Raw genomic sequence first — 25144 nt, 5'->3', positions numbered from 1 at the left:
GAGCGCGAGATACTGCGGAGCGCGGAAAAATGAAGTGAGTAGGTGTTGGTGGGTGAAGATCTCGCTCGCTTCCTTTACGCGAGGTCGAAGCGGTCGAGGTTCATCACCTTGTTCCAAGCTGCGACGAAATCGTCGACGAACTTCTTCTCGGCATCACTGCTTCCATAAACTTCTGCCAGGGCGCGAAGCTGGGAGTTTGAGCCGAACACCAAATCAACCCGCGTGCCGGTCCACTTCTTTTCGCCGGTCTTGCAGTCGCTTCCCTCAAACGTGTCTGCGTCCTTCGACGTCGGCTTCCACACGGTACTCATGTCGAGCAGGTTTACGAAAAAATCGTTCGAGAGGGTTTCGGCTCTTTTGGTAAACACGCCGTGACTCGACTTGTCGGCATTGGTGCCGAGCATTCGCATACCGCCAACAAGCACCGTCATTTCTGGCGCGGTAAGCGTCAGCAATTGCGCCTTATCCACCAGCAGTGCTTCAGCTGGGATGGTGTATTTTCCCTTGAGATAATTGCGGAAACCATCCGCAATCGGTTCGAGCACTTCAAAGGCTTCTACATCGGTCTGCTCTGCAGAGGCGTCCATGCGCCCTGGCGAGAAGGGAACCGAAACCTCGTGCCCGGCATTCTTCGCAGCTTGCTCGACCCCTGCGCATCCTCCCAGCACAATCAAATCCGCCAGCGAAACTTGCTTGCCTCCGCCAGCGGCGCTGTTGAACTCGCTCTGGATCCCTTGTAAGGTCTTGAGCACTTTGGCTAGTTGGGCAGGTTGATTCACCACCCAATCCTTCTGGGGTTCGAGGCGAATCCGTGCCCCATTCGCGCCACCCCGTTTGTCGGAACCGCGAAACGTCGACGCCGAGGCCCAAGCCGCCGAAACCAGCTCAGAGACACTCAGACCAGAAGCAAGGATTTTGCTCTTGAGCGAGGCAATATCCTTCGCATCGATCAAGGGATGATTTACCTCGGGGATCGGGTCTTGCCAGATGAGTTCTTCCTGCGGAACCTCCGGGCCGAGGTATCTAGTCAGCGGGCCCATGTCGCGGTGCGTCAGCTTGTACCAAGCCCTGGCGAACGCATCGGCAAGTTGCTCTGGATGTTCCAGGAACCGTCGCGAGATTTTCTCATAAGCTGGATCCATCCTTAGCGAAAGGTCGGTGGTCAACATCGTCGGCCGATGTTTCTTTGAGGGATCATAGGCATCTGGCACCGTCGCCTCGGCATCTTTCGCCACCCACTGATGCGCACCAGCAGGGCTCTTAGTCAGTTCCCACTCGCAGCCGAACAAGTTCTCGAAAAAGTTGTTGCCCCACTTCGTGGGTGTCGTGGTCCAGGTGACTTCCAAACCGCTGGTGATCGTGTCGCCCCCCTTGCCCGAGCCGAAGCTGTTTTTCCATCCAAACCCCTGCTCTTCCAGGCCAGCCGCTTCGGGTTCCGGTCCAACATTCGTCGCCGGGGCGGCACCGTGGGTCTTGCCGAACGAGTGTCCGCCGGCAATCAACGCCACCGTCTCCTCGTCGTTCATCGCCATTCGCTTGAAAGTCTCGCGAATATCGACAGCCGCCGCGACCGGGTCGGGATTGCCGTCGGGCCCTTCGGGGTTCACGTAGATCAAGCCCATTTGCACTGCGGCCAGCGGGTTCTCCAGATTGCGCGAGTGCTCGTCCACACCCGCATCGTCGTCGGACGAAACCACCCCGTTTTTCTTACCGACCCCTTCCGAACCGTCCTCGTAGCGAATGTCGCCCCCCAGCCAAGTGGTCTCGGCACCCCAATAGACATCCAGATCGGGCTCCCACACATCCTCGCGACCCCCGCCAAAACCAAACGTTTTGAAACCCATCGATTCGAGGGCCACGTTTCCGGTAAGAATTATCAAATCGGCCCAGGAAATCTGGCGGCCATACTTCTGCTTGATAGGCCAAAGCAACCGGCGAGCCTTGTCCAGGCTGACGTTGTCCGGCCAACTGTTGAGCGGCGCGAAACGCTGCTGACCCCGGCCACCCCCACCGCGACCATCCCCGGTGCGGTAGGTTCCCGCGCTATGCCAAGCCATGCGAATGAATAACCCACCGTAATGGCCAAAATCCGCCGGCCACCAGTCCTGCGAGTCGGTCATCAGGGCTGTGAGATCTTTCTTCACCGCCGCGAGGTCCAACTTCTTGAACTCTTCGGCGTAGTTGAAGTCCTCGCCCATCGGGTCAGACTTCGCCGAATGTTGACTCAATAGCTCAAGTTTCAGCCTGTTTGGCCACCAGTCACGATTAGTAGTGCCGCCACCTGCGGCATGTTTAACACGGTATTTTGGTTGGGTAGTCATGGGTCTCCTCCTGGGGTTAGCCTGAAGTTTACCCATTCTCGCCTGCCCCGACAATGAACCGAATAACTTCCGTTTCCACCCAGACAAATGGTCCTCACCATCGCCTCTTCACTCGTGGCTCACACCACTCACCCGGAGGCCGAAATGTGCAACGCGAGTTCCGGCAATTCAATACGGTCCAGAGCAGGAAAGAGGGCTCACGACTTTCAGATTTCAGCCTTTGCCCAGGAACTTCCCACAGCAAGTCCAAAGGGAAGAGCGTGACCTACAGGTTGGCTTGCTGAAGTACACGGTTCGGGCATCAACAAGCACATCGGCACCGACATTAGCAGCGCCTGGAATACCGTCCGCTGCTGATCGACAATCTAATCGTGCTGGCCGGTGTAGCAGGACTGGTACCGGGAAGCGGCTTCAAAGACATCTATGGCAACTTCCCCGATCAGCAGTCCGACAAGTTGTTCGCCGGATTCATTGAGGTGGCGGCGACCTATTGAAACTTTGGAACAGGAGGACACTGAGTAAACTGAGATTGGCCGATTTCAAGGGGGTGGATGTTCCAGACAAGGCGTCCGCTGGCGAGCTGCGTAAAGCCAACTATCTTTGCTCGCTTCTGCGCAACGCGGCAAGGGTTTTGTCACGGTCATTTCGTAGAAAACTTTTTTTACAAAACAAAACTCCCTCATTTTCTATTGTTCACGTTCGTTTCAACTCATTTGCAGGTCAGGACTTGTGTAGCAAACGACTCTTTAGGTTTATGTGAGTTTTGTAATACAAAACTACCTCTCCGCGTGACAAAAATAAATCGCTTCGCGCAATCGAAGGCCAGGCACTCTACCGATGGATCCCTAGCCCAGTCGCTGCGAGCGAGGTGGCTACCTGAGCTAGGGAGAAATGATTCGATTGTCAAAGATCTGCGCAGCACGAACGTGGGCCACGGCAACTTTTGCGAGGGGTGATTCTAACTCAAAGTGAAAACAGTTGCCGACCCAGTAACTTGAATCCACGGTGTTTGCTGCTTCAGGCTTATTAGCTATTAGCATTTGGCCAGAAAAAAGGCGAAACTGCGGCGATCTCTGGCTAAAAGCTAAAAGCTAACGGCTAACAGCTTACTTTGAGATTCTAACAAACCGCGCGGCCAAAAGCGTGAGCAAACTTTTGACAAACTGCCTCTCCCAATACCCTCCCCCGGGAGGGTCGGACGCGGTAGCGGCCGGGGAGGGGATTAGAGAAATTTCGGTATAGGGTTAGGCCCTGACTGCCAGAGCAGAAAATGCCGCCACTCACGCCCAGGTATCGGAGCCACCCCAATTCGATGAACCCAGCACATGCTTTACTCAGATGGACCCTATTTGGCTGGATAGAAGGAGGCAAGCCAGGGGACCGATGAAGAAAAGGGGTCAGAACTATTTATAGAAAATAGTTCTGACCCTTTTTCTTCTCAGCGTCGACAAAAGGCCATCGAGGCGTATCATGCCCAACTGGAATTCAAGCGGAGAAAGCTCGCCTTGGGAGTCGCCCGAACCCATCGCAAGTACCGCACGGACGGCTGCAGCTTTGACGAAATACTGGAGCTGACCAGTCCGCTTGAGCGGACCGATGTGATCGAGCAATACTGCATCGAGCATGAGCTCTCACGGGCCAAGCGAGCCCAGTTGCTGAGTATTGCTGCTGGGACCGTGCCTTGGTTCGTCGCGTTGTCGCTAACGGCATCGTACGTATCGACGCTCGTCTGGGTTGTGTCGACGCCGCCGATCGTGGTTTGCGATCCGGTCTTTGTGGCCGAGATGCCAGGATCGGATGGGGTGGTTCTTAAGATTGGCCACTTTGATGAAGTTGGTGGGGTGACGCATGTGGAGATTTGAGTGGTGAGTGGTGAGTGGTGAGTGGTGAATGGTGAGTGGTGAATGGTGAATGGTGAATGGTGAGTGGTTAGTGCGAGAGAATACGCGCTCCGCTCTGCCTCGCAGGACTCGACTGGCGCGTCGCGGCTAACGGGGAGTGGCTGGGCGGGTCGCGGCCAACGGTTTGGGCGGGCGCGTTGCGGTTAACGGGGAGGGTGCTGCGCGCATAAAAAAAGGGTCGACGAGGTGCGGGAGACCTCGTCGACCCTCGGAGGGGGGGAGACTTTTAAGGTGGGACTTTTCACATGGTGATCGGCGGACCGTCTGGCTCTGGCCTGGTTCGCCCGCGGGTCTGAGCCGCCTGCCGACCACATTCTCTTCTACCGTCGGATTGATAAAGCAAAGGGGATGCCAAAAGTCTGGCTCGGGGCAGGGCAGGGACCCTCAACAAGTACAAAACCCTTGAAACCGCAGGAATCATGCTGGTTTCTGGCCATCGATAGCACCTTGGGCGCAGGTTTGTAAAATTGTAAAAACTGCAATAGTTGCTTGTAGGACTTGCTAAGAGTGGCGAACTTTTGGGTCTGGTATTGCGTACTAGCACTGCGTGGGGCAGCCATCCTGGCTGTCATAGTTCAGATTGATGGTTTGCCCTAGAAATTGAAATGAGCGGTACGGCGCTAGCCGCCGGCCTGAAATTACCGGTGGCTAGCGCCATTCCGCGCACGATTGCAACCAGATTTCCTAGAGTTAGACGAAGCACCGGAAGCCTACTCCGCGATTTCGCCTGTCGGCTGCTGAGGTCTGCCGCTAGGATATTCTGCTTGCTTGCCAGCCATTCCACTGCAATATCCTTCCTTTCCCCGCTCACCCGCCATGCTTTCGCTTGAACTCGTCCGCAAGTCCTATCGCGAACCGAATGGCGAAGAACTCTCCATCTTGGATATTCCTACCTTCTCGGTGGCCAAGGGGGAGCAAGTTGTGTTGAAGGGTCGTAGCGGCTGTGGCAAGACGACCCTATTGAACTGCATCGCCGGGCTGACCACCGTTGATTCGGGTCGCATCAGCATCAATGGCACAGACATTGTGCGGCTGCAAGAGGTGAGCCGTGATCGTTTTCGCGCCAAGTACATCGGTTTTGTGTTCCAGACATTCAATCTGCTGCCAGCTTTCACGGCCCTGGAGAATGTGCAGCTAGGAATGTCGTTTACCGGGCAACGGTCCGATGCTGCTCGTGCGGAAAGTCTGTTGCGAGACGTCGGGCTGGGACACCGGCTGACCCACAAACCGGCGGCATTGTCGGTGGGCGAGCAGCAGCGCGTGGCGGTAGCCCGGGCACTGGCCAACCAGCCGGCGCTCTTGCTGGCCGACGAGCCAACGGCCAACGTCGATCCGGGGCATCAGCAGCAGATCATCGATCTCTTGCGCGAGGCATGCAATCGTGAGCAGGTGGCGATGCTGCTGGTAACCCACAGCCCCGAAGTAGCCAACCAGTTCGACCGGGTCGAGGTCTTAGAAGAAATTAATCGAGCGGTGAGTGCAGTATGAGCTTTTGGAAAATCGCCTGGCGAAATATGTGTCAAAGGGCACTCGCTTCCTCGCTCACGGGGCTGTCGATGGCACTGGGGGTTGCGCTGATGATCCTGGTGATCGTGATTCACGATGTCACGGTCGAGCAGTTCGAGAACGACGCCCAGGGGTACCATCTGATTGTCGGTGGCAGTAAGGGAGGGGATTTGCAACTGGTGATGACGACGGTTTTTCACCTGGGCCGGCCGCTCTATCCGATTCCCTATAGCTACTACAAGAAATTCACCGAGGGAGAATTTGCTCCCTACACAAAAGTTGCCGTGCCGTATTGCCTGGGAGATAGTTTTCAGGGTGGGGATCAACAGTTCCGCGTCGTGGCGACGACTCCTGATTTGTTCGACAAGCTTCCCTACGGCGCCAATCCTGATGGGACTGACAAGCTGTACCAATTCCAGGAAGGCCGCAACTTCAAGGCTGACCATTTCTTTGAGTCGGTGATCGGCTCGACGGTCGCACGCAAGACAGGTCTGAAAGTTGGCGACAAGTTTCAGCCGACCCACGGAATGAGTGCTTCGGGGGACAAGCACACCGAGTTCACAGTCGTCGGCATCCTGGATCATACTGGGACTGCCAACGATCGGGCAGTCTTTGCCAATATCGAAGGGTTTTATTTGCTCGAAGGACATGCTCTGAGCACTGATGAAGGGGAAGTGGCTCATGTCTCGGCAGACAAATTGCACAAAGAGCATGTTGAGAGCGACGATCCTAATTACGGGTTAAAGCCACTTCCCGAGGCGCAACGTGAAGTGACGTCCATTCTAGTTAACTGCAAAGACGAATTCGGGCCGATGATTTTGGATACGAAAATCAACAAGGATAAAGAGCGGATCGCCCAGGCAGTGGCTCCTGGTGGGGTTGTTACGCGATTGTTGGAAGGCATCGTCGGCCCGGTACGGATTATCCTCATGGTGCTCACGGTATTGATCATCGTCGTGGCGGGGGTCAGTATCCTGGTGAGTATTTACAATTCGATGAGCGAGCGGAGTCACGACATTGCCGTCATGCGGGCCTTGGGAGCAAGCCGCACGGCAGTGATGGGCATCATTCTCGCTGAGTCGATTCTGTTATCGCTACTAGGAGGACTGGCAGGAGTGCTGTTAGGCCACGCACTACTTGGACTGGCCAGCCCCTATGTCGAAGAACACACAGGAGTCGCGCTGCGGTTTTGGGATTTTAATTGGAAAGAGAGCCTGCTGATCCCAGGGCTCGTCGTGTTCGCATCCTTGGTCGGCTTCCTACCTGCACTGACCGCCTATCGGACGGATGTCGGCCGTATTCTAGGGGGTGGACGCTAGGGCAGAACGCGAGAGTGTTCTCCCGGTCGATAACTCGTTAGAATAGGTAAGCGTTAAGTGCGGTAAATCATTTATTGGTCGCGGACTTTCAAAGATTGAACACGGATTATTCAAGGCCTAAGAAATTAATCCGTACTACTAACGATTCAAATCTTCGCAGCTTGTGTAAATTATTTGAATAGGAGAAAAAAGAGACAACAGAGAGAAAGAAAAGTAGATTGGAAGACTAATTTTCAGTAGTCGAAACAAACTAACTTGGTGAAGATGTGCGAGGATAAGTTTTCCTCTCTTCATTCCGCGAATTCTCTCTGTTAGCTCCGTTACCTCCTGTTTCATGAAAGTTGGTTGCAGCCAGCGGCCGCACTGGGTTTCATTCGTGGCGAAAAATTCCATTGAGAAATGGTTGGGAATGAACATGAGATATCACGAGATCAAATATCATTTGACATTTTCCTTGATTGCCGCCACCGCTGTTTGTTGGTTGTCGGTCGACGCGAATGCTTGTCCTTTCTGTAATGCGACTTCACAAACGCTCAGCGAAGAACTCGCTGCGGCTGATGTTACGGTCATCGCAACTCTTGAGAAACCGGCACCGACGGCGGACTTGAACGATCCCAGTGCGGAGAGTGCCAGCGATGCCTACACTGGAGCAATTTTCAGAGTGCAAAAAGTGCTAAAAGGGGAAGACCGCGTTAAGGTGGGAGACGAGATCGAGGTGGTTTATTTCGGTGCAGACCCGGTGGACAAACAATTTCTGATCAATTCGCTGGGGGGTGAGAAGCTCGATTGGACAACTCCGTTGCCCTTATCGCCTCGGGGGGTGGAATACATCGAGAAGCTCCCTTCCTTACCCGCAAACGGCAAGGAGCGACTCAAGTTTTTCATGGGGCATTTGGAAGACGCCGACCCGCTGCTGGCTCAGGACGGTTACGACGAATTTGCGCGGGCTCCCTATCAAGAGCTGATTGACTTGAAGGACGATCTGGATCGCGAGCAGTTGGTCACCTGGATTAATGATTCAAAAGTTGGGCCCACGCACCGCCGCTTGTATTTGACAATGCTCGGGGTCTGTGGGACGGCCGAGGATGCCGTGATGCTTGAATCGCTGTTGAAATACGACTACGAATCGATGCGACCAGGGATTGCAACGCTTATTGCCACGATGGGTGTAGGGGGCTCCTCGCTGGGCATGCCACTGGTGAATGAATTGGCACATGCCGATGTGCGGGCTAAGCAACAATGTCTTGACGCCTTGATCGCTGCTTATTTGAAATTGAAGGGACCCGAGGGATTGAAACTTGTCGAAGAACGATTCCTTAGCAATCCCCAGGCGGAGTACACACAGCTCTACTCGACAATCATGGCCCTGAGATTCCATGGGGAAGAATCAAGTGAAATTCCACGGGAACGGCTCGTGAAGTCCTTGCGGTTGTTGTTGAACAATACGGAGATTGCCGACCAGGTAATCCCCGATCTTACCCGTTGGGAGGATTGGGAAATCATGGATCAACTGGTGCAACAGTTCAAAGATTCGGATGAGGATGGCTGGATCCGCCAACCCGTGTTGGCCTATCTGTTGACTGCCGCCGAGCAGCCAGATGATGTCGGCACAAAGGCTACTGCAGCAGTCGAAGAATTGGAAGCAATCGATCCCACGGCTGTCAAACGGGCCCGCAGCTACCTCTCATTCGGGCTGATGGCGCGGGGTGGAGGGAGTGTGGCTCCTGTAGAAGAAAAAAAAGAGGTGCAGAATGTGGAAGAGCTCGCAGACGAGTCCGACACTACCGAGCCGATCATTCCTGAAATTGAAGAGGAGCTTGACCCCCAGACAGGAATGGCAGTATCAGAGTTGGCCGAAACCGGGAGTGTCATGGCAAAGGGTCCCCTCGAAGTGGACTCGGAGCCACCTGCGCCGAGCCGGACGATGATAATCGTCGTACCGCTGGCGATTGGACTCTTACTCGTCGGGTTGTTTGGCGTCATGCTCCGCGGCGGACACAGCACCTCCTGAGAGAACTTTCCCGAATCCACTCACCAGCCTACTTTGAGACTAGATAGAATCGACCATGGCTACTTCAGAATCATTGACCGATTTCTCTTCTGCGGCTCGAGAAGGAAGCGAATTTGAATATCAGGCGCTCAGCACGGGAGCGATCGTGGCTGCCATATTTGGAGCTTTGTCGCCGCTGACCATCTTCGCAGGCCGCGACAGCCTGGAATCCTGCTTGCTGCTGGTCCCTATTCCACTGGTCGGGCTCGTGGTAGGTATCCGGGCACTCGCTTCGATCCGTGCAATGCCGGACCAATTGAGTGGTCGCAACCTGGCGCTTGGAGGCGTGATTCTCTCTGCAATTGGATTGATTGGTGGGCTCAGCTATGCAGGGTATGTCCATGCAACCGAAGTGCCACCGGATGCCATACGCACATCGTTTCAAGAGTTCCGTCCCGAAGAGCAGCAGATGGCTTCAGGGATGTTTATTCCCAAGAAAGTGCAGGACTTGGATGGTAAGCGTGTGTTCATCAAAGGCTATATGAGGGCCGACTCTACGCCTGTGAGGCACAATGTCCGCCGCTTTTTGTTGGTGCGCGACAATAATCAGTGTTGCTTTGGCGATATGTCGAACCTGAAATACTATGATCAGGTGCTTGTGCAGCTTGCAGACAACGTAACAACAGACTATTCGACGGGCCTGTATCGGATTGCAGGGACGCTCCACTTGCACCCTGAAAATCTGAAGGATGGGCTCAGCGCCCCGGTCTACACCTTGGAAGCCGACTACGTACGATGAATGTTCTACGGCACTCAGTATGGATACTGGCCTTCTTGCTGCTGAGCGGAAGCATAGGCTGCGAGCGAACCCCTGTGGCTGCTGTCACGGGGGCGAAGCCCTCGACCAATACGGCAGAAGTCAGGGAAACGACCTTCGACGATCTCAAATTCGAAATGGAGAAGACCGACGATTTTGCGCGGTCAATGATTACTCCGAAGATCGAGGATGTCTTCGATCGCAAGATTCGCATCCGTGGCTACATGTATCCGACGCTCAAACGCAAAGGTCTCAAAGGATTTGTCCTGGTGCGAGACAATCTTGAGTGCTGCTTCGGGCCAGGGGCAGCCTTGTACGATTGTATTCGCGTCGAGATGGATACCGATGAGACTGCGGAATTTTCAATCCGACCTATTGCCGTCGAAGGGGTCCTGCGATTCGAGGAATTTGCCGACATGGATGGCACTACCAGGGCCATTTATCTCTTGCAGGAAGGATCCGTCGATTGATGACTATTCCTGCGTCGTTTCCTCGTCGCCTAATCCTAAGGCGGATAACCAGCGCCGGCGCGGCTTGCCATCGCTAGTTCGTGATATATCTGCAGCAGCTTCTTCGGCAGCGGCCATCATCTCTTTCAACTCTGCTTCCTTGCGTGCCAGGGCAGCTCGTTGCGTGCACATTTCCAATTCTGCCCCGCGTAGTTTCTCGCGCCACTCGGCCTGCAACTGCTCCAATTTTGCCCGTTCGGCTTGAATGAGTTCGTCTTTGTCGCAAACGTCTGCTATGGGGTCCTGGCAGGTTTCCTCGGCACGATTAGCCAGTTGATCCTGCAATTCAGCGATCTCGCGATCCTTGTCGGCCACGACCTGATCGGTGATGTCGATTGTCCCTTGGATCGTCAGTTTTTCCTGCGCTCGCTCTGGTGTTGGCTCATCGTCAGTCTCATCCGAATCCAGAGATGCCAACAGGCGTGCCTTTTGCGATTGCCAGTCCATCGCGCCGCTGTCGACTTGCGGAGCAGCCCCATGAGAGGCATTTGCTAGTCTTTCCTCGAGTTGGGCCTTTTCTTGTTTCACCTGGCGGAGATCGTCCACGGCCAACTCAAAGCGACGCCGTAAATCTGCCATGCTCTGCTCGGCGTCCTCGTCGACAACTTGAGCGGGCATTTCCTCCAACTCCACAACGCGAGCAGCCAAGGCATCTCGTTCTAAGCGGAGACTGACCATCTCGGGAGATTCCTGATCGCTCACTTCAGGGCGGCTTGCCAATTCCTCTTGTAACGCTGCATTCTCGCGTTTAAGTTTCTGGACATCCGCTTGAACTAACTCGAACTTGCGCTCAGATTTCTCGAGTTCGTCAGCCTGTTCTCGCTGATCAGGCAGTTCACGTAATTGTTTCTCAACTTCTTCCAATCGGCCCGCTGATTGTTCGACCTTGGAGTTGGCTTCGTCTAACAGCTGCGAGAGTTCTTCGCGACTAATCTCCAACTGCTGCTTCTCAGCAACCGTTTGAGATAGTTGCTCCTTGACGGCAGCATATTCTGATTCCCACTCGGCTGTCTCTGCTGTCGATTGCGATTCCTTTCCGGATAGTTCCTCGCGAAGTGACTCAAGTTCTGCAGAGAGCTTCTCTTGTTCAGTAGAGAGTGCCTGGAATTCGGACTGCGTTCGTTCCGCAAGTTCTTTGGCTTCCGCAAGCTCTCTGGTCAGGCGGTCGCTTTCTGAGTCTTTTTCGTTTTGAAGTAGTGCTACATTAGCCTGAACCTCTGTAAGTTCTTCGGCGAGAGAATCTCGCTGCTGTTGCAAGTTCTTAAGTTCTTCCTCAGCACTTTCGAGTTTCTGGCGTTCTTCGGAAAATTCGTTTTGACAGCGAGATTCCAGGCCCGCTGCCTCTTCTTTGACACGATCAATCGTCGCCATTGCCTCAGCAAGTTCAGCAACTAGAGCGTCGCGTTCTTGTTGGATATTTGTTTCGTGCTCTTGCGCAGCGGTGATCTGCTCCAAGGCAGCTTCCAATTCAGCGCGCAAGTCAGATTCGGTGCTGGCTGCATTGGTCAACTGTTGCTCTAGATCAGAACAGACAGTTGAGAGTTCTTCGGTAAGGGAGTCACGCTCAGAGGCCAGGGTTGCCACCTCTTCGCTAAGTTCTCCACATCGCTGCTCCGCCTGTTTTGCTTCTTCGCGAAGTCTGGCACACTGTTCATCCTGAGAGGCCGCTGATTCTCTCCAAGACTGCAACTCAGCGATTTCCCTGGAAGATTCCTCGGCTTCTTGCTTGAGCTGGTCAACTAATGATTCCGCTTTTACGGCTCTATCTTCAAAGGAAATAAGGTTCTCGCGCAACTCGGAGCATTTGCTGCATTCTCTCGCTCGCAACTCCTCTGCCTCAGCCCTTTCGGATTCGAGTTCATCATGCAAACTCGTTTTTTCAAGTTCCAAGTTGGCTAGCTGGGCTTGCAGTTGGGAGATAGCATCATCTCGCTCCGTGAGAGAATCTTGAAGTTTGGCAACCCTCTCTTCATTGAGAAGGGCCGTGGCCTGGGCTTCGGTCGACTGTTCCGCGGCCATCTCTTCGGCGATTTGAAAAATTCGCGCGATGATATCTGCTTGGCTCTCGGTGGCAGTTCGACCGTCTGGTTCCTGACGTGTCGCCAGTTTTGCGCGCAGGACGTGCAGGGCCTCGCCGGTCTTGGTCGACCAGTCTTCAGCAGGTGGAGATCCTTGTTGTGCTTCTTCCATGACCAAAAATACCGTTGCCGCGCAGATTAAGACTGTGGGAAACTCTAAGCGTCACTTGTCAGTGAACGTCACCAGGAAAGCAGTGGTTTCCCTATGTTATATAGGTCGCTGCAGATGCTCGGTCAAAACCTAAAACCGCCAAATTCGGATCTTAGGGATTGTGAGGATACGAGGGCCTTTTGTGACCGCTAAAGGCTCCAGTCTGGTTCAAGTCGCGCGTCGAAAAAGTACTGCAATCTCGCGGCCAAAATTGGTGGCAATCGTCTCACGGCGTAGAGAGAGTTTCGCCGTGATTTCACCTCGTTCTTGTGAAAATGCTCGATCAAGAATTACAAATGGTCCAACTTTCTCTTCGCGGCTGGCCTCCGATAAGAGGCGGTCGATCTCTTCACGATAGAGTTTTACGATTTGAGGATGAGTCACTGCCCTGTGACGTGACCAGACCCACAACCGCCTCTTACGAATCTGCTCACGCAGGGCCACCGGGTTTGGAACAATGAGTGCCGCCAGACAACTTCGCCCTTCCCCGAAGACACAAACGCTCTCCACAAGCGGCGAGCCAAGAATTCTCTGCTCCACCGCCATTGGGGAAACATTCTTGCCTGTCGAGAGGACTATGATCTCTTTGCGTCGACCGACGATCCGCAGATTGCCCTCTCGGTCAAATTCGCCCAGGTCTCCCGTGTAGAGCCACTCATCGACGATGGCCTCGCGCGTTGCGGCATCGTCCTGCCAATAGCCTTGCATCACATTGGGGCCGCGAACCTGTATCTCCCCATCCTCAGCAATACGTACCTCGACACCCGGGAGCGGTCGCCCGACGGTGCCGGCCTGGTAGTTTTCCAATTTCGTCGCTGAGATCACCGGCGACGACTCGGTCAGACCGTACCCAGCAAGCAATGGCAAATCTTGACTAGCAAACAAGGACTCGGTCTCGGGCGCAATGGCAGCCCCCCCGCAAAACAGCATCTTGATTTTGCCACCGAATACCTCTCCTAAGACGCCCGGCTGCCTTGACTTACCGGCGGCGTACAGTTGTTGAGCCACCTTCTGATAGAAGTACGGCACGCCATTGAGGACCGTCGGCTTCACCAATTGGCAGTCGCGCAGAATGGTTTCGCGGCTTTCGGCAAGTACCAACCGGCTCCCGCGGAAGATCCAGGTGTAGAGATCGCAGGTACGGGCGTAGATGTGGCTTAAAGGGAGAAAGCAGAGCCGTGTTTCATCGCTTGGCGAGCCAACGGCCTCGGTCGTTGCGATTGCATTCCTGACCAGGTTGCCGTGGCTGAGCATCACGCCACGCGGTTGACCCGTTGTGCCAGAGGTAAAGAGGATTGTCGCAAGATCTTCCGATTGCGGATTGCGGTTTGAGGATTGCGGAATTCCAGAAGCTGAGCCATCGAGTAAGGCTGAATACGTGAGGCATTTTCCATTCGGCTGCAATAGCGATGTCTCCGGCTTGCCCGTTTCGCCGTCGAGAATCAGCAAGCAAGCTTCACACTTGGCGACCTGCTCCGACAGTTGCACCGCCGCCAGTGAAGCATGCAGCGGAACATGCACCGCTCCAAGCGAGAGAATTGCCAGATCGGTAAGAATCCACTCGTAACTGTTAGGTGCAAACTGGGCGACTCGATCACCAGGTTTCACTCCTTTGCGCTGGAGGGCGGCGATGAATCGCTGCACGTCGTCAGACACCTGCTGCCACGTTCGCCAGGAGAGCTGGCTTCCGAGAATCGTCCCAAGGGCAGGCTTATCTGGATATCGAGCAACTGTGTCCGACAACAACTCTGGAATGGTGTAATGTTCTGGCATAGCAAATTCTGCCTGAGTTTAACCAAATCACTTCTTGCCGGAAGGAGGGACATCTTCGATAATAGACAGATGGCTCATTAACATCGGCCAACTAAGGACTAATCATGCCGAGTCTCGTTGCTGTATCAGCTTTGCCCAGTTACTATCTTCAGGTTTCCTATGAAGATGGTACGACTGGCAAGGTCAATTTATCTCACCTTGTGGGACAAGGGGTGTTTTCCGCTTGGCAAGATGTCAGCTTCTTCAATCAAGTGAAAGTGGGAGAATTTGGAGAATTGACGTGGGGGCAGGGTATCGATCTTTGTCCAGATGCGCTCTACTTGCAATTGACCGGAAAGTCGCCCGAAGAAGTTTTTCCAGGTTCGAGTCTTAATTCGCATGCCTGAGCTGAGCCGTTTTTACGGGATCGTAATCCGCATGTATTTCGGTGATCACGATCCACCTCATTTCCATGCCTATTACGCAGGCGCGAAAGCGGTCTTTGCCATCCCCTCCTCAGAAGTCATTCATGGCAACCTCCCCACGCGTGCCACCAAGCTGATCGTGGAATGGGCGAGTCTTCATCAAGATGAGTTGCTGCAGGCGTGGGACTTGGCTGTGGCATTGCAACAACCAGATCGAATTGAACCGCTGCCATGAGAGCGATAAGTTCAAGCCCGTAGTTGTCCTCCGAGTTGTTTGCCTAACTCTGCCACCAGATTGTCCCGGACTTCGTCTGCTTGTTCGTTGGTCAGCGTACCCTTGGCCGAGCGAAGTTGAATCGAAAATAGCAGGCTCTTCTTGCCCGGTCCTAACTTTTCTTTGCTGCGGAACTCTTCCTGGAAAACGAGTGTTTCCAGCAGCTCGCCGCTGCCGGCCCGGACGATTTTCTCGACGTCCGCCCACGCCACCTGCTCGTCAACTACGATGTTCATGTCGCGGCCCATCGGAGGGAAAGGTGATAATTCCTCTGCCGAGCGGACAAGGACAGCAGTGTCAATCAAAACACTGAGATCAATTTCCGCGACGGAACTCGCACTGCGGAGCTCAAACTGATCGCAAGCCAATTGGCTAACTTCGCCGAGATAGCCGAATATCCGATCACCGAGCTTTAGTTCTGCCCCTCGCCCTGTCGCAAAGAGAGGTGAATCGTAAATTGTTGCATCGAGCTTTGAGCCGGGTGAGATACTGTCTAGAAAGGTCTCGATCACTCCCTTGAGTTCCAGGAATCCACCACCGCTGGAGAGGCCCAACATCCTTCGTTGATCGGGCAGACCACTCGACTGCGGGAGATAAACCTCCGCGATTTCAAAGAGTTCGATCACATTGTTGGAAAGTGTTTCATTGATCCGACGGGCCGCCAGAAGGCTGGGGAGTAAGCTTTGACGCAGATGGTTGGCCCCTCTTAGCACAGGAGTGCTGGTGGAAAGCGGCGTGGCCGAACTCCAGGGTCGAAATGGATCGACCCAGGTGCTCTCGACCGCACTAATGGTCATCGCTTCATCGAAGCCAAGAGCCACCATCGAATCACGAACCTGATCGAGCACACGATCTTCTCGACTGCGTGTTGATGCGACCATCTTTACCCCCGCATCCTCGGGGATTTCTTCGTAACCATGAATTCGAGCAACCTCTTCAACTAAGTCGATTTCTCGCGTGAGATCGGCCCGCCAACTCGGTGGCACTACTTTTACGCAGTGATCGCAAACATGAGTTTCGTCGTTACCCAAGGCGGTAAGGATCTGTCGAACACGCTCGTCAGGGATGCGGATTCCCAAAATCCTTTCCAATTGATCGAACCGCAGTTTTACCGGTTCTCGTGGAGGAGACTGCGCGCCGACATCAATGACCCCGTCGGCAAGTTCTCCCCCGGCCAGTTCCAGGATCAGCTCGCAGCACCGGCGACTGGCCCAGTCGATTCCCTCGGGATCGACCCCTCTTTCGAATCGATAGGAGGAGGGGCTATGCAGATTCAGCCGACGGGCTGTGTTGCGAACTGAGAGTTGAGAGAAGTCGGCGGCTTCGATCAAGAGGTCGGTTGTCGCGTCGCTTACTTCGCTGGTTGCCCCTCCCATCACACCACCCAAGGCGACTGCCTTTTCTGCATCGGCAATCACACAGGTGTCTGCGTTGAGTTCGTAGGTCTGGTGATTGATAGCGACAAACTTCTCGCCTATCCGCGCGCGTCGAACGATGATTTTGTGACCTGAGAGCTTCGCAAAGTCGAACGCATGCAACGGCTGACCACATTCCAGCATCACGTAATTTGAAATATCGACCACATTATTGATAACCGCGATTCCCACGCTCCGCAGTCGGCCCGCAAGCCACTCGGGACTTTGGCCGACCTTTACTCCGCGAATCACTCGGGCTGTATATCGCGGGCACAAATCGGGACATTCCAGCGCGACGCTGGCCAGTCCATCAACACCCGGCCCCTTCGCTTGCGGTTTCGCGTCGGGAATCTTAAGTTGGCTCTCCCACAGCACCGCCACCTCGCGCGCCACTCCAATATGTCCCAGGCAATCGGGCCGATTACTGGTCACTTCCAGATCAATGGCCGTGTCGTCACCAATCTGAGAAACCCCTTCCAGATTCAGACCTGTGAGCGTTAGCCGCTCGGTCAGCTCATCTGCGGACATCGAGAGCGCGACGTAATCTTTTAACCAATTCCAAGAGACAATCATAGAGGTTAGAAGCTTGAGGTTAGAGGTTAGAATTATTGAGATTTGACATCAGAGATTTTTGCAATCCACGCAGCATTCGCCCTTCCTCTGCCAATAGATTCATCAATTCCTGTATGTGTTTAGAATTACCATATTTCAATCGTAGACTGAGTTGCAAGAAGGTCTCGACTTCGCACAATGAACCTACAGCAAACGAGAGATGGTGCAAATATTCTCTTGTCGAATCTCGCCCGTTGCCTTCAGCAATATTGGCTGGAATTGAACTTGCCGCTCGACGTAGTTGGCTAGTGAGACCGTACATTTCTTCCCGGGGAAAGGAATTTGTAAGCGTATATATCTTCTCAGTTAGATCCATTCCCAGTTGCCAAACTTTTAGGTCATGATGGCTGCGAATGTCAGAACCCATTGTATCCCTCACTAGCCTCTAGCCACCAACCTCTTACCTCTACTCTAAAATTGCTCGAGAAATCGGACGTCGTTCTGGTAAATCGCCCGAATATCAGTGATGCCATGCTGTCGCATGCAAACCCGCTCGACTCCCAAGCCGAAGGCAAACCCGGTCACTTCTTCGGGGTCGTAGCCGACTGCACGCAGCACGTTGGGATCGACCATGCCGGCACCTCCCATTTCCATCCATCCTCCTTGCCAGTTCATGTCTACTTCGACACTTGGCTCGGTGAAAGGGAAAAAGGACGGACGAAAGCGGATGTGCACTTCGTTATCCCCGCCAAAGTAGCTTTGACAGAAAAGCCGCAGCACACTCTTGAGGTCGGCCATCGTCACGCCGCGATCTACCAACAACCCCTCGATCTGATGAAACATCGGATAGTGTGTTGCGTCTGCCGTGTCTGGTCGATACACCCGACCGAGCGATATGATTCGAACCGGCGGCGGCGTCGATTCCATCACGCGAATCTGCACAGTACTCGTCTGACTTCTCAAGAGAAGAGGTGAGGCCGCTTCGGCGGCCGCGTTCTCACCGCCTAGATAAAAATTATCAAGCGGGTCCCGGGCCGGATGCACTAACGGGATATTGAGCGCCTCGAAATTATGCCATTCGTCTTCGATCTCAGGCCCTTCGACGGCAGTGAAACCAAGCCGCCCCATGATCTCCTTCATCGAGCGGATGGTCTGAGTAATCGGGTGCAGATGACCAATCCGGCGGGCCTTTCCAGGCAGCGTTACATCGAAGGCCTCGCCGCTTGAGGTTTCGCCGGAAGTTAGCCGCGCCTGGGCGCCCTCAAAAGCAGCTTCAACGAGAGTCTTAACTTCGTTGAAACGCTTTCCGGCTGCAGGCTTGTCTGCAGGGGGGACCTTGCCGAGACCCTTTTGCGATTGGCGAAGCTTGCCCGCCTTAGCTCCCAGAAATGCAACCCTTGCTTCTTCGAGCGCAGCAGCATCGACAGCGGCTGTGAACCGAGCCTGAGCCTCATCGGCCAGGGAATCCAGATTGGCGAGAAAGTCGGCGAGGGCCACGTATCGTTGCCTCCGCTTGCTCTAGCCAGCCAAGGCTTCGCGAGCCTTTTCCACAACCGAGTCAAAGGCCGCCGTATCATGGACTGCCATTTCGGCCAACGTCTTGCGATCCAGTTCGATCCCGGCTTTGTTCAGACCGTTGATCAATTCACTGTAGCGCAGACCCCGTTCACGGGCAGCGGCGTTGATGCGGATGATCCACAACTTGCGGAACTCACGCTTGCGGACACGGCGATCGCGAAACGCATAGGCTTCGGCCCGGATGAGCGTTTCCTTGGCCGTACGCAGCAGATTGTTTCGTCCGCCACGGTAGCCCTTTGTCTTTTTAAAGAGACGATTCTTGGCCCGATTGCGGGCACTTCCTTTGGTGGTTCTCATAGGAGAAACCCTCTCAGCTTAATGTCGCGCCCAGGCCCCTTTCAACAATGAAAGGCGTTCATTCGCCCGGCGTGCTTGAGATCTAGCAACTTATTGCCAGACCAGCCCTGATCTAGTAACTGTTACCAGCCAGTGCTTTTTTGATCCCTTTTTCGTTGCAAGAAGCCGTCGTCTGGGTTCCCCGCAGGTTGCGCTTGCGTTTCTGGCTCATGCGAGCAGCTAGATGGCTCGTACCAGCAGAACGGTGCATCACCTTGCCAGTTGCCGACAAGCGGAATCGTTTCTTGGTGCCTTTGTGGGTCTTTTGCTTGGGCATGGTGGACTGCTCCGGCTAATGATCAAGGGAATTGGTTAGCCCCGCATCATAGCAGATTTCCCACAGCTGAAAAGGTGGCTGTTTCTGGAAAAGCTGCACCCGTCATTCCCGCGCAGGCGGGAACCACGTGATAACGGTTGGCGGCTGGATCCCCGCCTGCGCGGGAAGGGCGAATGTCGAACAGAATCGCTCGAGACTCTCGACTCTCAGCCCTCGACTTCTCTACCTACTTCGGAGCGAGAATTAGCACAATCCGACGGCCCTGCATCCCGGGTGCCTGCTCGACCTTACTTACATCTTCCAACTCTGTGATGAGTCGCTTGACAAGCTTGAAGCCCTCTTCGACGTGAGCATTCTCACGGCCGCGAAAGATCACCGAGCAAATCACCTTGTCACGGGCCTTCAGGAATTGCCGCGCATGATTTGCCTTGGTCATAAAGTCGTGGTCACCAATCTTGGGACGCAGGCGGATTTCTTTATTCTTGCCGTGATGGACGTGTCCCTTGCTCGTTCGCTTCTTCTGCTGATACTTGAACTTGCCATAGTCCATGATTCGGCAGACTGGAGGCTTATCTAGGGGAGCTACCTCTACCAGGTCGAACCCCAACTGTTGTGCCTGTTCCAATGCCTCATCACGAGTTATTACCCCCAATTGAGTGCCGTCCGGGCCGATCACCCGCAATGGCGAAGTGCGGATCTGGTCATTGATCCGTTGCTGTGTTCGTTCGATCTTAAGTGCCTCCTATCAGGTTAGAAAATAGACGAAAGACAAGTATCGGTCACAAAGCGACGAGACGTCAACACTGTCCCAATGCATTCAAGTCAATATTCGTTTTTCTTGCTACGATCCACCAGGGCTGCTCCGCCAGTGTCGGCCACCTGCCTGACCGTCTTATCCGCCACTTCCTGCTGGAGTTTTGCCAGGGCTTCCGCAACTGGCAGAGCCCCCAGATCTCCTTCGATCCGGTCGCGGAGGGTGACTGTGTCGTTTTGGGCGTCCTTCTCGCCGACGACCAGCATGTAAGGAATCAACTCGAGCTGTGCTTCCCGTATCTTGGCACCTAGTTTTTGGCCGCGATAATCGCCGGTTACACGAAATCCGGCCGCTCGAAGTTGTGCTTCGATTTCCCGGCCGTATTCCTCGCTTTTCTCACTAACTGTGAGAACCCGAGCCTGCTCCGGCGCTAGCCAGAGCGGAAATGCCCCCGCAAAATGCTCGATAAGAACCCCGACAAACCGCTCCATCGACCCCAGCGGGGCCCGATGGATCATCACAGGTCGATGGGGTTGATTGTCGGCACCGATGTATTCCAGGCCAAACCTCTCCTCGCTGGGAAGGTTGTAGTCAAGCTGAACGGTCCCCAGCTGCCATTCCCGGCCAATACAGTCGGTTACCACGAAATCGATTTTCGGCCCATAAAAGGCAGCTTCCCCTGGCTCCGGTTCGCGTCCGGGCAGGTCCATCTCCTCGGCCACCTGCTGGATGGCTGCCTCGGCCCGATCCCAGACTTCAATGTTGCCAACGTACTTATCGCTCTCCGGGTCACGGAAGCCGAGCCGTACGCGGTATTTATCCATGCCGAGCGATTTAAGCACCTTGAGGGTCATCTCCAGGCAACCGCGGATCTCTCCGGCCACTTGATCTTCGGTGCAGAAAATATGCGCGTCGTCCTGAGTGAACCCGCGAACTCGGGTCATGCCACTGAGCTCCCCCGATTGCTCGTACCGATACACCGTGCCGAACTCGGCCAACCGCACGGGGAGATCGCGGTAACTGCGGGGCTTGGACTTGTAGATCATGATGTGATGAGGGCAGTTCATCGGCTTGAGCAGATAGCGCTCGCCGTCTTCCATCTCGATCGGCCGAAACTGACTGTCGCTGTAATAGGGGAAATGCCCCGAGATCTCATAGAGATCAACCTTGCCAATGTTGGGGGTATATACCGCATCGTAGCCACGCTGTCGTAATTCACTCTTGAGATAGTCTTCGAGTGTCTGGCGAATGATCGCTCCTTTGGGGAGCCACAACACGAGTCCTGATCCCACCAGTGGACTGATTGTAAACAGTTCCAATTGTTTTCCGAGTACACGGTGATCGCGCCGTTTGGCTTCCTCCAACAAACGTAGGTAGTCGTCGAGTTGCTGCTTGTCGAAGAAGGCGGTCGCATAGAGACGCTGTAGCTGCGGTCGTGCTGCGTCGCCTTTCCAATAGGCTCCGGCAAGGCTGGTCAGTTTGAATGCCTTGCCGATGTGACCTGTGCTGGGAATATGTCTGCCTCGACAAAGGTCTAAGAATTCTCCTTGACGATAGAACGACAAGGTCTCTTCGTCAGACAGTCCGGTATCAATGTGCTCGACTTTGAATTCTTGGCCCAATTCCTGACACAAACTGAGAGCTTTAGAACGAGGAACATCCATTCGCTCGAAGCCGAGGTTTTCTTTGACAATCTTAGCCATTTCCGCTTCAATTGCCGGGAAGTCCTCTTCAGAAAGAGGCTCCTTTAGCAGCATGTCGTAGTAAAAACCATTGCTCGTGCAGGGGCCAAAGGCCAATTGAACCCCCTCGTGTAAACGCATCACCGCCTGGGCCATCACATGCGCGCAGGAATGCCGCAGAATGTCGAGCGACTCGGGGTCGCGCTTGGTCAAGAGCCGCAGATTAACTGACCCTTCGGCAGGCAGAGGAGTGGTCAGATCGATCTGCGCGCCATCCACTTCGGCAGCAATCGCAGCCTTGGCTAGGCCTGGGCCAATCTCTGCCGCTACGTCGTAGGGAGTTACCGAATTAGAGTATTCACGCCTGGTGCCGTCAGGCAAAGTTACGCTTAGCATGGATTCCTGGTTTTAGCCTTCTCGTCGCATGAAAGAACGGTTCGCATTAATTATCATCTACCCAATATGAAAAGAATTGAACCACAGAGGTCACTGAGGTGAGGAATGAAAGTGACACCAAGGAGAATGATGTATGCTCTCTACCTGCTTCACTTGCTTCGACTACTTGCCTAAATTCCTCGGTGTTCTCCGTGTGTTCTGTGGTAAATTATTCGTCTCTTTTCTTTTTGGGATCGTGAGTAGCAAGTCCATGGGTGAACGAAAGCGGATAGCTTAGTCGCTCGCAAACAAAGAATCTACGGCTGTTGATTGTCAACTGCTACAACACGGTGAAAGCGATTCCTTTGGTCATCAATCCTACCCAGCCATGCTTGTGCTTCAAGGAATAGATTTCTCTCACAGAGACACGGAGATCGCAGAGCATATATTGCTATCCTCTGCATGTCTTTGCTCCTCTGCGAGAGACTATTCTTCTCTTCGCTAGCATACTGGGGTAACAAGGTTTGTCAGGATTCAGAATTTCGAACGAAAGTACCTTTGAGCTTAGACTCCAAAACTCCTTTGGCAGTTCAAATTGGTTGTCTGCTAGCTAGGCTCAAGTCAATCGCGATCTAATGGTTGATTGTTCGGTTATTAGATCTGGTAGAATTTTTTAAAAATTGTCCCCGAAAGCGGCCCAGAATCCCCAAAGTTCCCCAAAAAAACCAACATGGGCAATTTGACGCAAGTTGTTGGAGCATAAGAAGATTCGCCGATCCCTTTGCTTACCGGTTAAGTTTTCCTAGAAAATATTCCTTTTCCAAGCGCCAAAACTGTTGCAACTGGTTAAATCCTTGGTAAAGTGACAGAGGAATGGCAGAATTGGTCTGCCATCGAATCGGGTTTCTTGTCTTGTCAACGACCTTGAAGTTACACCGCTTTGATTTGACAACAATGTGAGGTAACCAGCGTATTGTGAGGAAAAAAAGTCGCACGTGGCTCGCCGCCGTCAAAACGTTTTTGAGGCACAAGGCACAATCGACTCAGGCTCCTAAGTAATACGAGCAGAGTCACGTCACGCGTGGGGCAGAATCTAAAAAACTTTTTTTTGACAAGTATTCGCGTGCAATTTGCGTTCGTTGTTGATACAATGGACGTAAACCCCAGCAAACAAGGAATTCTACAACAAGTTTTATCTTCTACCTAATTGAAAATGGGGAAACTGGAGAAATGAACATGAAGCGAAGCCTACTACTGTGTTCTGTTTGTGCAACTCTGATGGCTCTTCTGCCAACAGCCAACACACAAGCTGACAACTTGCAACTCACTCTTGACCTGAACAACACAAGTCGCTCGAACAACATGAGCGGCGGAAGCTGGACGCTCTGGGCCCGCGTAGTTGATACCGGTGCTGGCGTCGATGGCTCGACTGGTATTGCCGGTCTTCGGGCACTTATCGACAACATCACCCCTACCGGAATTACGTTTAACGGTGCAATCAATGCTAACGGCGCTGCGAACACGCAGGTTCTTCCGAGTGACCCTGAAGGCACCGTTGAGATCGTTTACGGTCAAGACCTCAGTTTGGCCACTACGGCAGGTATCGGCGTCAATTCACCAGCCACCAAAGACACACTCATAGCCTCGGGTACTTGGCCCGCAGGTCCTCGGCCTGTCTTTGGTAATGACAACAAGCCTACCTTCCCTGTCTATCTGAGTGACGGCGGCTTCTTGGCTGGTGGCGGTGCTGCTACCGTGGCTGATAGCATTCTGACCACGGTTGTCACGCTTGGTGACTTTAACAGCACGGGGACTATCTCAAATGCTGATACGGCTGGTTATGTTGCTGCTCTGACAGGTGGAGCTGGTGCTTACAATCCTGCTGGTGACTTCAATCAATCGGGTACTGTCAGTAACTCTGACACTGGTTCTTACGTTGCTAAGTTGACCGGTCCTCTTGGGGCAAGTGTTGCTGCTGTTCCTGAGCCATCCAGCATTGGTTTGGTTATGTTCGGGGCTATGGGCCTGCTTGGTTTCCGAAGAAATCGTTAAGCTAACTGGTGACAGGTTGAGCGGTTTTAAGAGATACGTAAAAAAGATTTGATGTGATTTTAGTTGAGGTGCTCGTGAGCTTTAATGTGGCTGGGTTGCGACAGTCTTAATAACGCAAAGCGGTAGGTTGTGTCTTCCAGGGTACTACGGTGGTGCCTAAGAAGAGGCAGCCTTGAATCGACACTGATTGTAGTTTGATCCATTAAATCAATCTGAATAACCAATAAAAAGAAAGAATCTACTATGAAGAAAATCAACATTTTTGCTTTGTCCGCAGTTATCGTCCTTTGTGCTTCCGTTGCCACACAAGCCGCTTCGTTTTCGATCGTCGGTGGCGGTGATTTGACCATCGGAGCTACTGGGCTCCTCGACATCGTTTACGATCCTGCTCCGCAGGGTGCTTCGTTCCAGAATGGTGGCCTTGGCCTTCAGCTGACCAGCGGCACTCCAGGTGTTATTGAGTTCACCAGTGCTGAAGTATTGAATCCAGCGGGTCGTTGGACTGCTGTTCAGGCGTCCTTTGGTGCTGATGCGGCGTCTCCTTTAAATGGTTTCTCCGTTGGATCGCCTGGCTTGCCTACCGGTGCAACCTCGATTTATGCCCAAGTTGGCTACAAGGTACTGGCTGCAGGTAGCACGTTGCTTTCTATTGGAGTCCAGGGCGAAGATCCGATCTTTGATGGTTCCCAGGGCGATCTTTCGTCTGCCACTATGCTTGGTACGGCTGAGGTAAGAGTTGCCGGTGCACCTATTCCTGAGCCAGCCACTTTGGCTTTGGTCGGTATGAGCCTCATTGGTTTGGTCGTGCGTCGTCGCAACGGCTAAGCTTAGTTAGCTCTTAGTTACGTAACTAATAAACCCCTGCATCAGATTGGTGCAGGGGTTTTTCTTTTTTTGTAACTTTAGATGTTGCAGTTTGAGCTCAATTCTGCCTCTTTTAATGGGTACCTCTCAGGGGAGTGAATTCGCAGGAGTTCACGTTTTTCTATTCTGAGTGAATTTGATTCTTTCGCTACACGTTAGAGAATTTGGCAGAGACAATGAGTAAAGCATCTTTCTTCTTGCTGATGCTATGGGGCG

General features: G+C 53.6%; 21 protein-coding genes. 11 read left to right on the top strand and 10 right to left on the bottom strand.

The window, feature by feature from the left end; translation table 11 throughout:
- Positions 1-74: 74 nt before the first annotated feature.
- The gene (gene katG, locus Pla144_RS07200) at positions 75-2321 is read right to left on the bottom strand and encodes a catalase/peroxidase HPI (RefSeq protein ID WP_146449484.1); all 2247 of its coding nucleotides are present in this window, start codon (positions 2319-2321) and stop codon (positions 75-77) included.
- Between the two features lie 371 nt (positions 2322-2692).
- On the opposite strand from katG, the gene Pla144_RS25290 reads away from it, so the two are divergent.
- The 7 genes from Pla144_RS25290 (at position 2693) to Pla144_RS07170 (ending at position 10324) form a co-directional block, all read left to right on the top strand.
- A complete protein-coding gene (locus Pla144_RS25290; protein WP_261342317.1) occupies positions 2693-2815 on the top strand; it encodes a hypothetical protein in 123 nt (40 codons plus the stop codon).
- A 1011-nt stretch (positions 2816-3826) separates the two neighbouring features.
- Positions 3827-4183 carry a hypothetical protein gene (locus tag Pla144_RS07195; RefSeq protein WP_146449482.1) on the top strand — a complete coding sequence of 119 codons (357 nt, stop codon included), beginning with the start codon at positions 3827-3829 and terminating at the stop codon, positions 4181-4183.
- A gap of 855 nt (positions 4184-5038) precedes the next feature.
- Positions 5039-5710, top strand: a complete 672-nt coding sequence (locus Pla144_RS07190) for an ABC transporter ATP-binding protein (RefSeq protein WP_146450427.1) — start codon at positions 5039-5041, stop codon at positions 5708-5710.
- On the top strand, positions 5707-7047 hold the full coding sequence (locus tag Pla144_RS07185; protein ID WP_146449480.1) for an ABC transporter permease: 1341 nt from the start codon (positions 5707-5709) through the stop codon (positions 7045-7047). The genes Pla144_RS07190 and Pla144_RS07185 overlap by 4 nt, the downstream gene beginning before the upstream one ends.
- A gap of 415 nt (positions 7048-7462) precedes the next feature.
- Entirely contained in the window at positions 7463-9058 is a 1596-nt protein-coding gene (locus Pla144_RS07180; RefSeq protein ID WP_146449478.1) for a hypothetical protein, read from the top strand.
- A 55-nt stretch (positions 9059-9113) separates the two neighbouring features.
- Positions 9114-9836 carry a DUF4190 domain-containing protein gene (locus Pla144_RS07175; RefSeq protein WP_146449475.1) on the top strand — a complete coding sequence of 241 codons (723 nt, stop codon included), beginning with the start codon at positions 9114-9116 and terminating at the stop codon, positions 9834-9836.
- Positions 9833-10324: a DUF3299 domain-containing protein gene (locus tag Pla144_RS07170; RefSeq protein WP_146449473.1), complete on the top strand. Its 492-nt coding sequence runs from the start codon at positions 9833-9835 to the stop codon at positions 10322-10324. The genes Pla144_RS07175 and Pla144_RS07170 overlap by 4 nt, the downstream gene beginning before the upstream one ends.
- Before the next feature lie 3 nt (positions 10325-10327).
- Here Pla144_RS07170 and Pla144_RS07165 read toward each other — a convergent pair whose 3' ends face one another.
- Positions 10328-12553, bottom strand: a complete 2226-nt coding sequence (locus Pla144_RS07165) for a hypothetical protein (RefSeq protein ID WP_146449470.1) — start codon at positions 12551-12553, stop codon at positions 10328-10330.
- Positions 12554-12760: 207 nt separating this feature from the next.
- Positions 12761-14365: an AMP-dependent synthetase/ligase gene (locus Pla144_RS07160; protein ID WP_146449468.1), complete on the bottom strand. Its 1605-nt coding sequence runs from the start codon at positions 14363-14365 to the stop codon at positions 12761-12763.
- Between the two features lie 104 nt (positions 14366-14469).
- On the opposite strand from Pla144_RS07160, the gene Pla144_RS07155 reads away from it, so the two are divergent.
- Together Pla144_RS07155 and Pla144_RS07150 are read left to right on the top strand one after the other, a co-directional pair.
- Positions 14470-14751, top strand: coding sequence for a DUF2442 domain-containing protein (locus Pla144_RS07155; protein WP_146449466.1), 282 nt, complete (start codon positions 14470-14472; stop codon positions 14749-14751).
- Positions 14744-15004 (top strand): DUF4160 domain-containing protein, encoded by a 261-nt coding sequence (locus tag Pla144_RS07150; protein ID WP_146449463.1) that lies wholly within the window; start codon positions 14744-14746, stop codon positions 15002-15004. Before Pla144_RS07155 ends, Pla144_RS07150 begins: the two co-directional genes overlap by 8 nt.
- Positions 15005-15015: 11 nt before the next feature.
- Here the strand turns inward: Pla144_RS07150 and pheT are convergent, their stop codons facing one another.
- The 7 genes from pheT to thrS form a co-directional block, all read right to left on the bottom strand.
- Positions 15016-17031 carry a phenylalanine--tRNA ligase subunit beta gene (gene pheT / locus Pla144_RS07145; protein WP_146449461.1) on the bottom strand — a complete coding sequence of 672 codons (2016 nt, stop codon included), beginning with the start codon at positions 17029-17031 and terminating at the stop codon, positions 15016-15018.
- A gap of 19 nt (positions 17032-17050) precedes the next feature.
- Positions 17051-17437 carry a four helix bundle protein gene (locus Pla144_RS07140; RefSeq protein ID WP_146449458.1) on the bottom strand — a complete coding sequence of 129 codons (387 nt, stop codon included), beginning with the start codon at positions 17435-17437 and terminating at the stop codon, positions 17051-17053.
- Between the two features lie 44 nt (positions 17438-17481).
- Positions 17482-18507, bottom strand: a complete 1026-nt coding sequence (gene pheS, locus Pla144_RS07135) for a phenylalanine--tRNA ligase subunit alpha (protein WP_146449456.1) — start codon at positions 18505-18507, stop codon at positions 17482-17484.
- A gap of 21 nt (positions 18508-18528) precedes the next feature.
- Positions 18529-18885 carry a 50S ribosomal protein L20 gene (gene rplT / locus Pla144_RS07130; protein WP_146449454.1) on the bottom strand — a complete coding sequence of 119 codons (357 nt, stop codon included), beginning with the start codon at positions 18883-18885 and terminating at the stop codon, positions 18529-18531.
- A 112-nt stretch (positions 18886-18997) separates the two neighbouring features.
- The gene (rpmI, locus tag Pla144_RS07125; RefSeq protein ID WP_146449452.1) at positions 18998-19201 is read right to left on the bottom strand and encodes a 50S ribosomal protein L35; all 204 of its coding nucleotides are present in this window, start codon (positions 19199-19201) and stop codon (positions 18998-19000) included.
- 226 nt (positions 19202-19427) lie between these two features.
- Positions 19428-19931 (bottom strand): translation initiation factor IF-3, encoded by a 504-nt coding sequence (gene infC / locus Pla144_RS07120; RefSeq protein ID WP_146449449.1) that lies wholly within the window; start codon positions 19929-19931, stop codon positions 19428-19430.
- Between the two features lie 92 nt (positions 19932-20023).
- Positions 20024-22033 (bottom strand): threonine--tRNA ligase, encoded by a 2010-nt coding sequence (gene thrS / locus Pla144_RS07115; protein WP_146449447.1) that lies wholly within the window; start codon positions 22031-22033, stop codon positions 20024-20026.
- Positions 22034-23248: 1215 nt separating this feature from the next.
- On the opposite strand from thrS, the gene Pla144_RS07110 reads away from it, so the two are divergent.
- The gene (locus Pla144_RS07110) at positions 23249-24064 is read left to right on the top strand and encodes a PEP-CTERM sorting domain-containing protein (protein WP_197530452.1); all 816 of its coding nucleotides are present in this window, start codon (positions 23249-23251) and stop codon (positions 24062-24064) included.
- Positions 24065-24307: 243 nt separating this feature from the next.
- Positions 24308-24889 (top strand): PEP-CTERM sorting domain-containing protein, encoded by a 582-nt coding sequence (locus Pla144_RS07105; RefSeq protein WP_146449443.1) that lies wholly within the window; start codon positions 24308-24310, stop codon positions 24887-24889.
- Positions 24890-25144 lie beyond the last annotated feature (255 nt).

The sequence above is a fragment of the Bythopirellula polymerisocia genome (assembly GCF_007860015.1).
Taxonomy (GTDB): domain Bacteria; phylum Planctomycetota; class Planctomycetia; order Pirellulales; family Lacipirellulaceae; genus Bythopirellula; species Bythopirellula polymerisocia.
The sequence above is the reverse complement of the archived record's forward strand: the minus strand, read 5'-3'. Positions and strand labels throughout refer to the sequence as shown.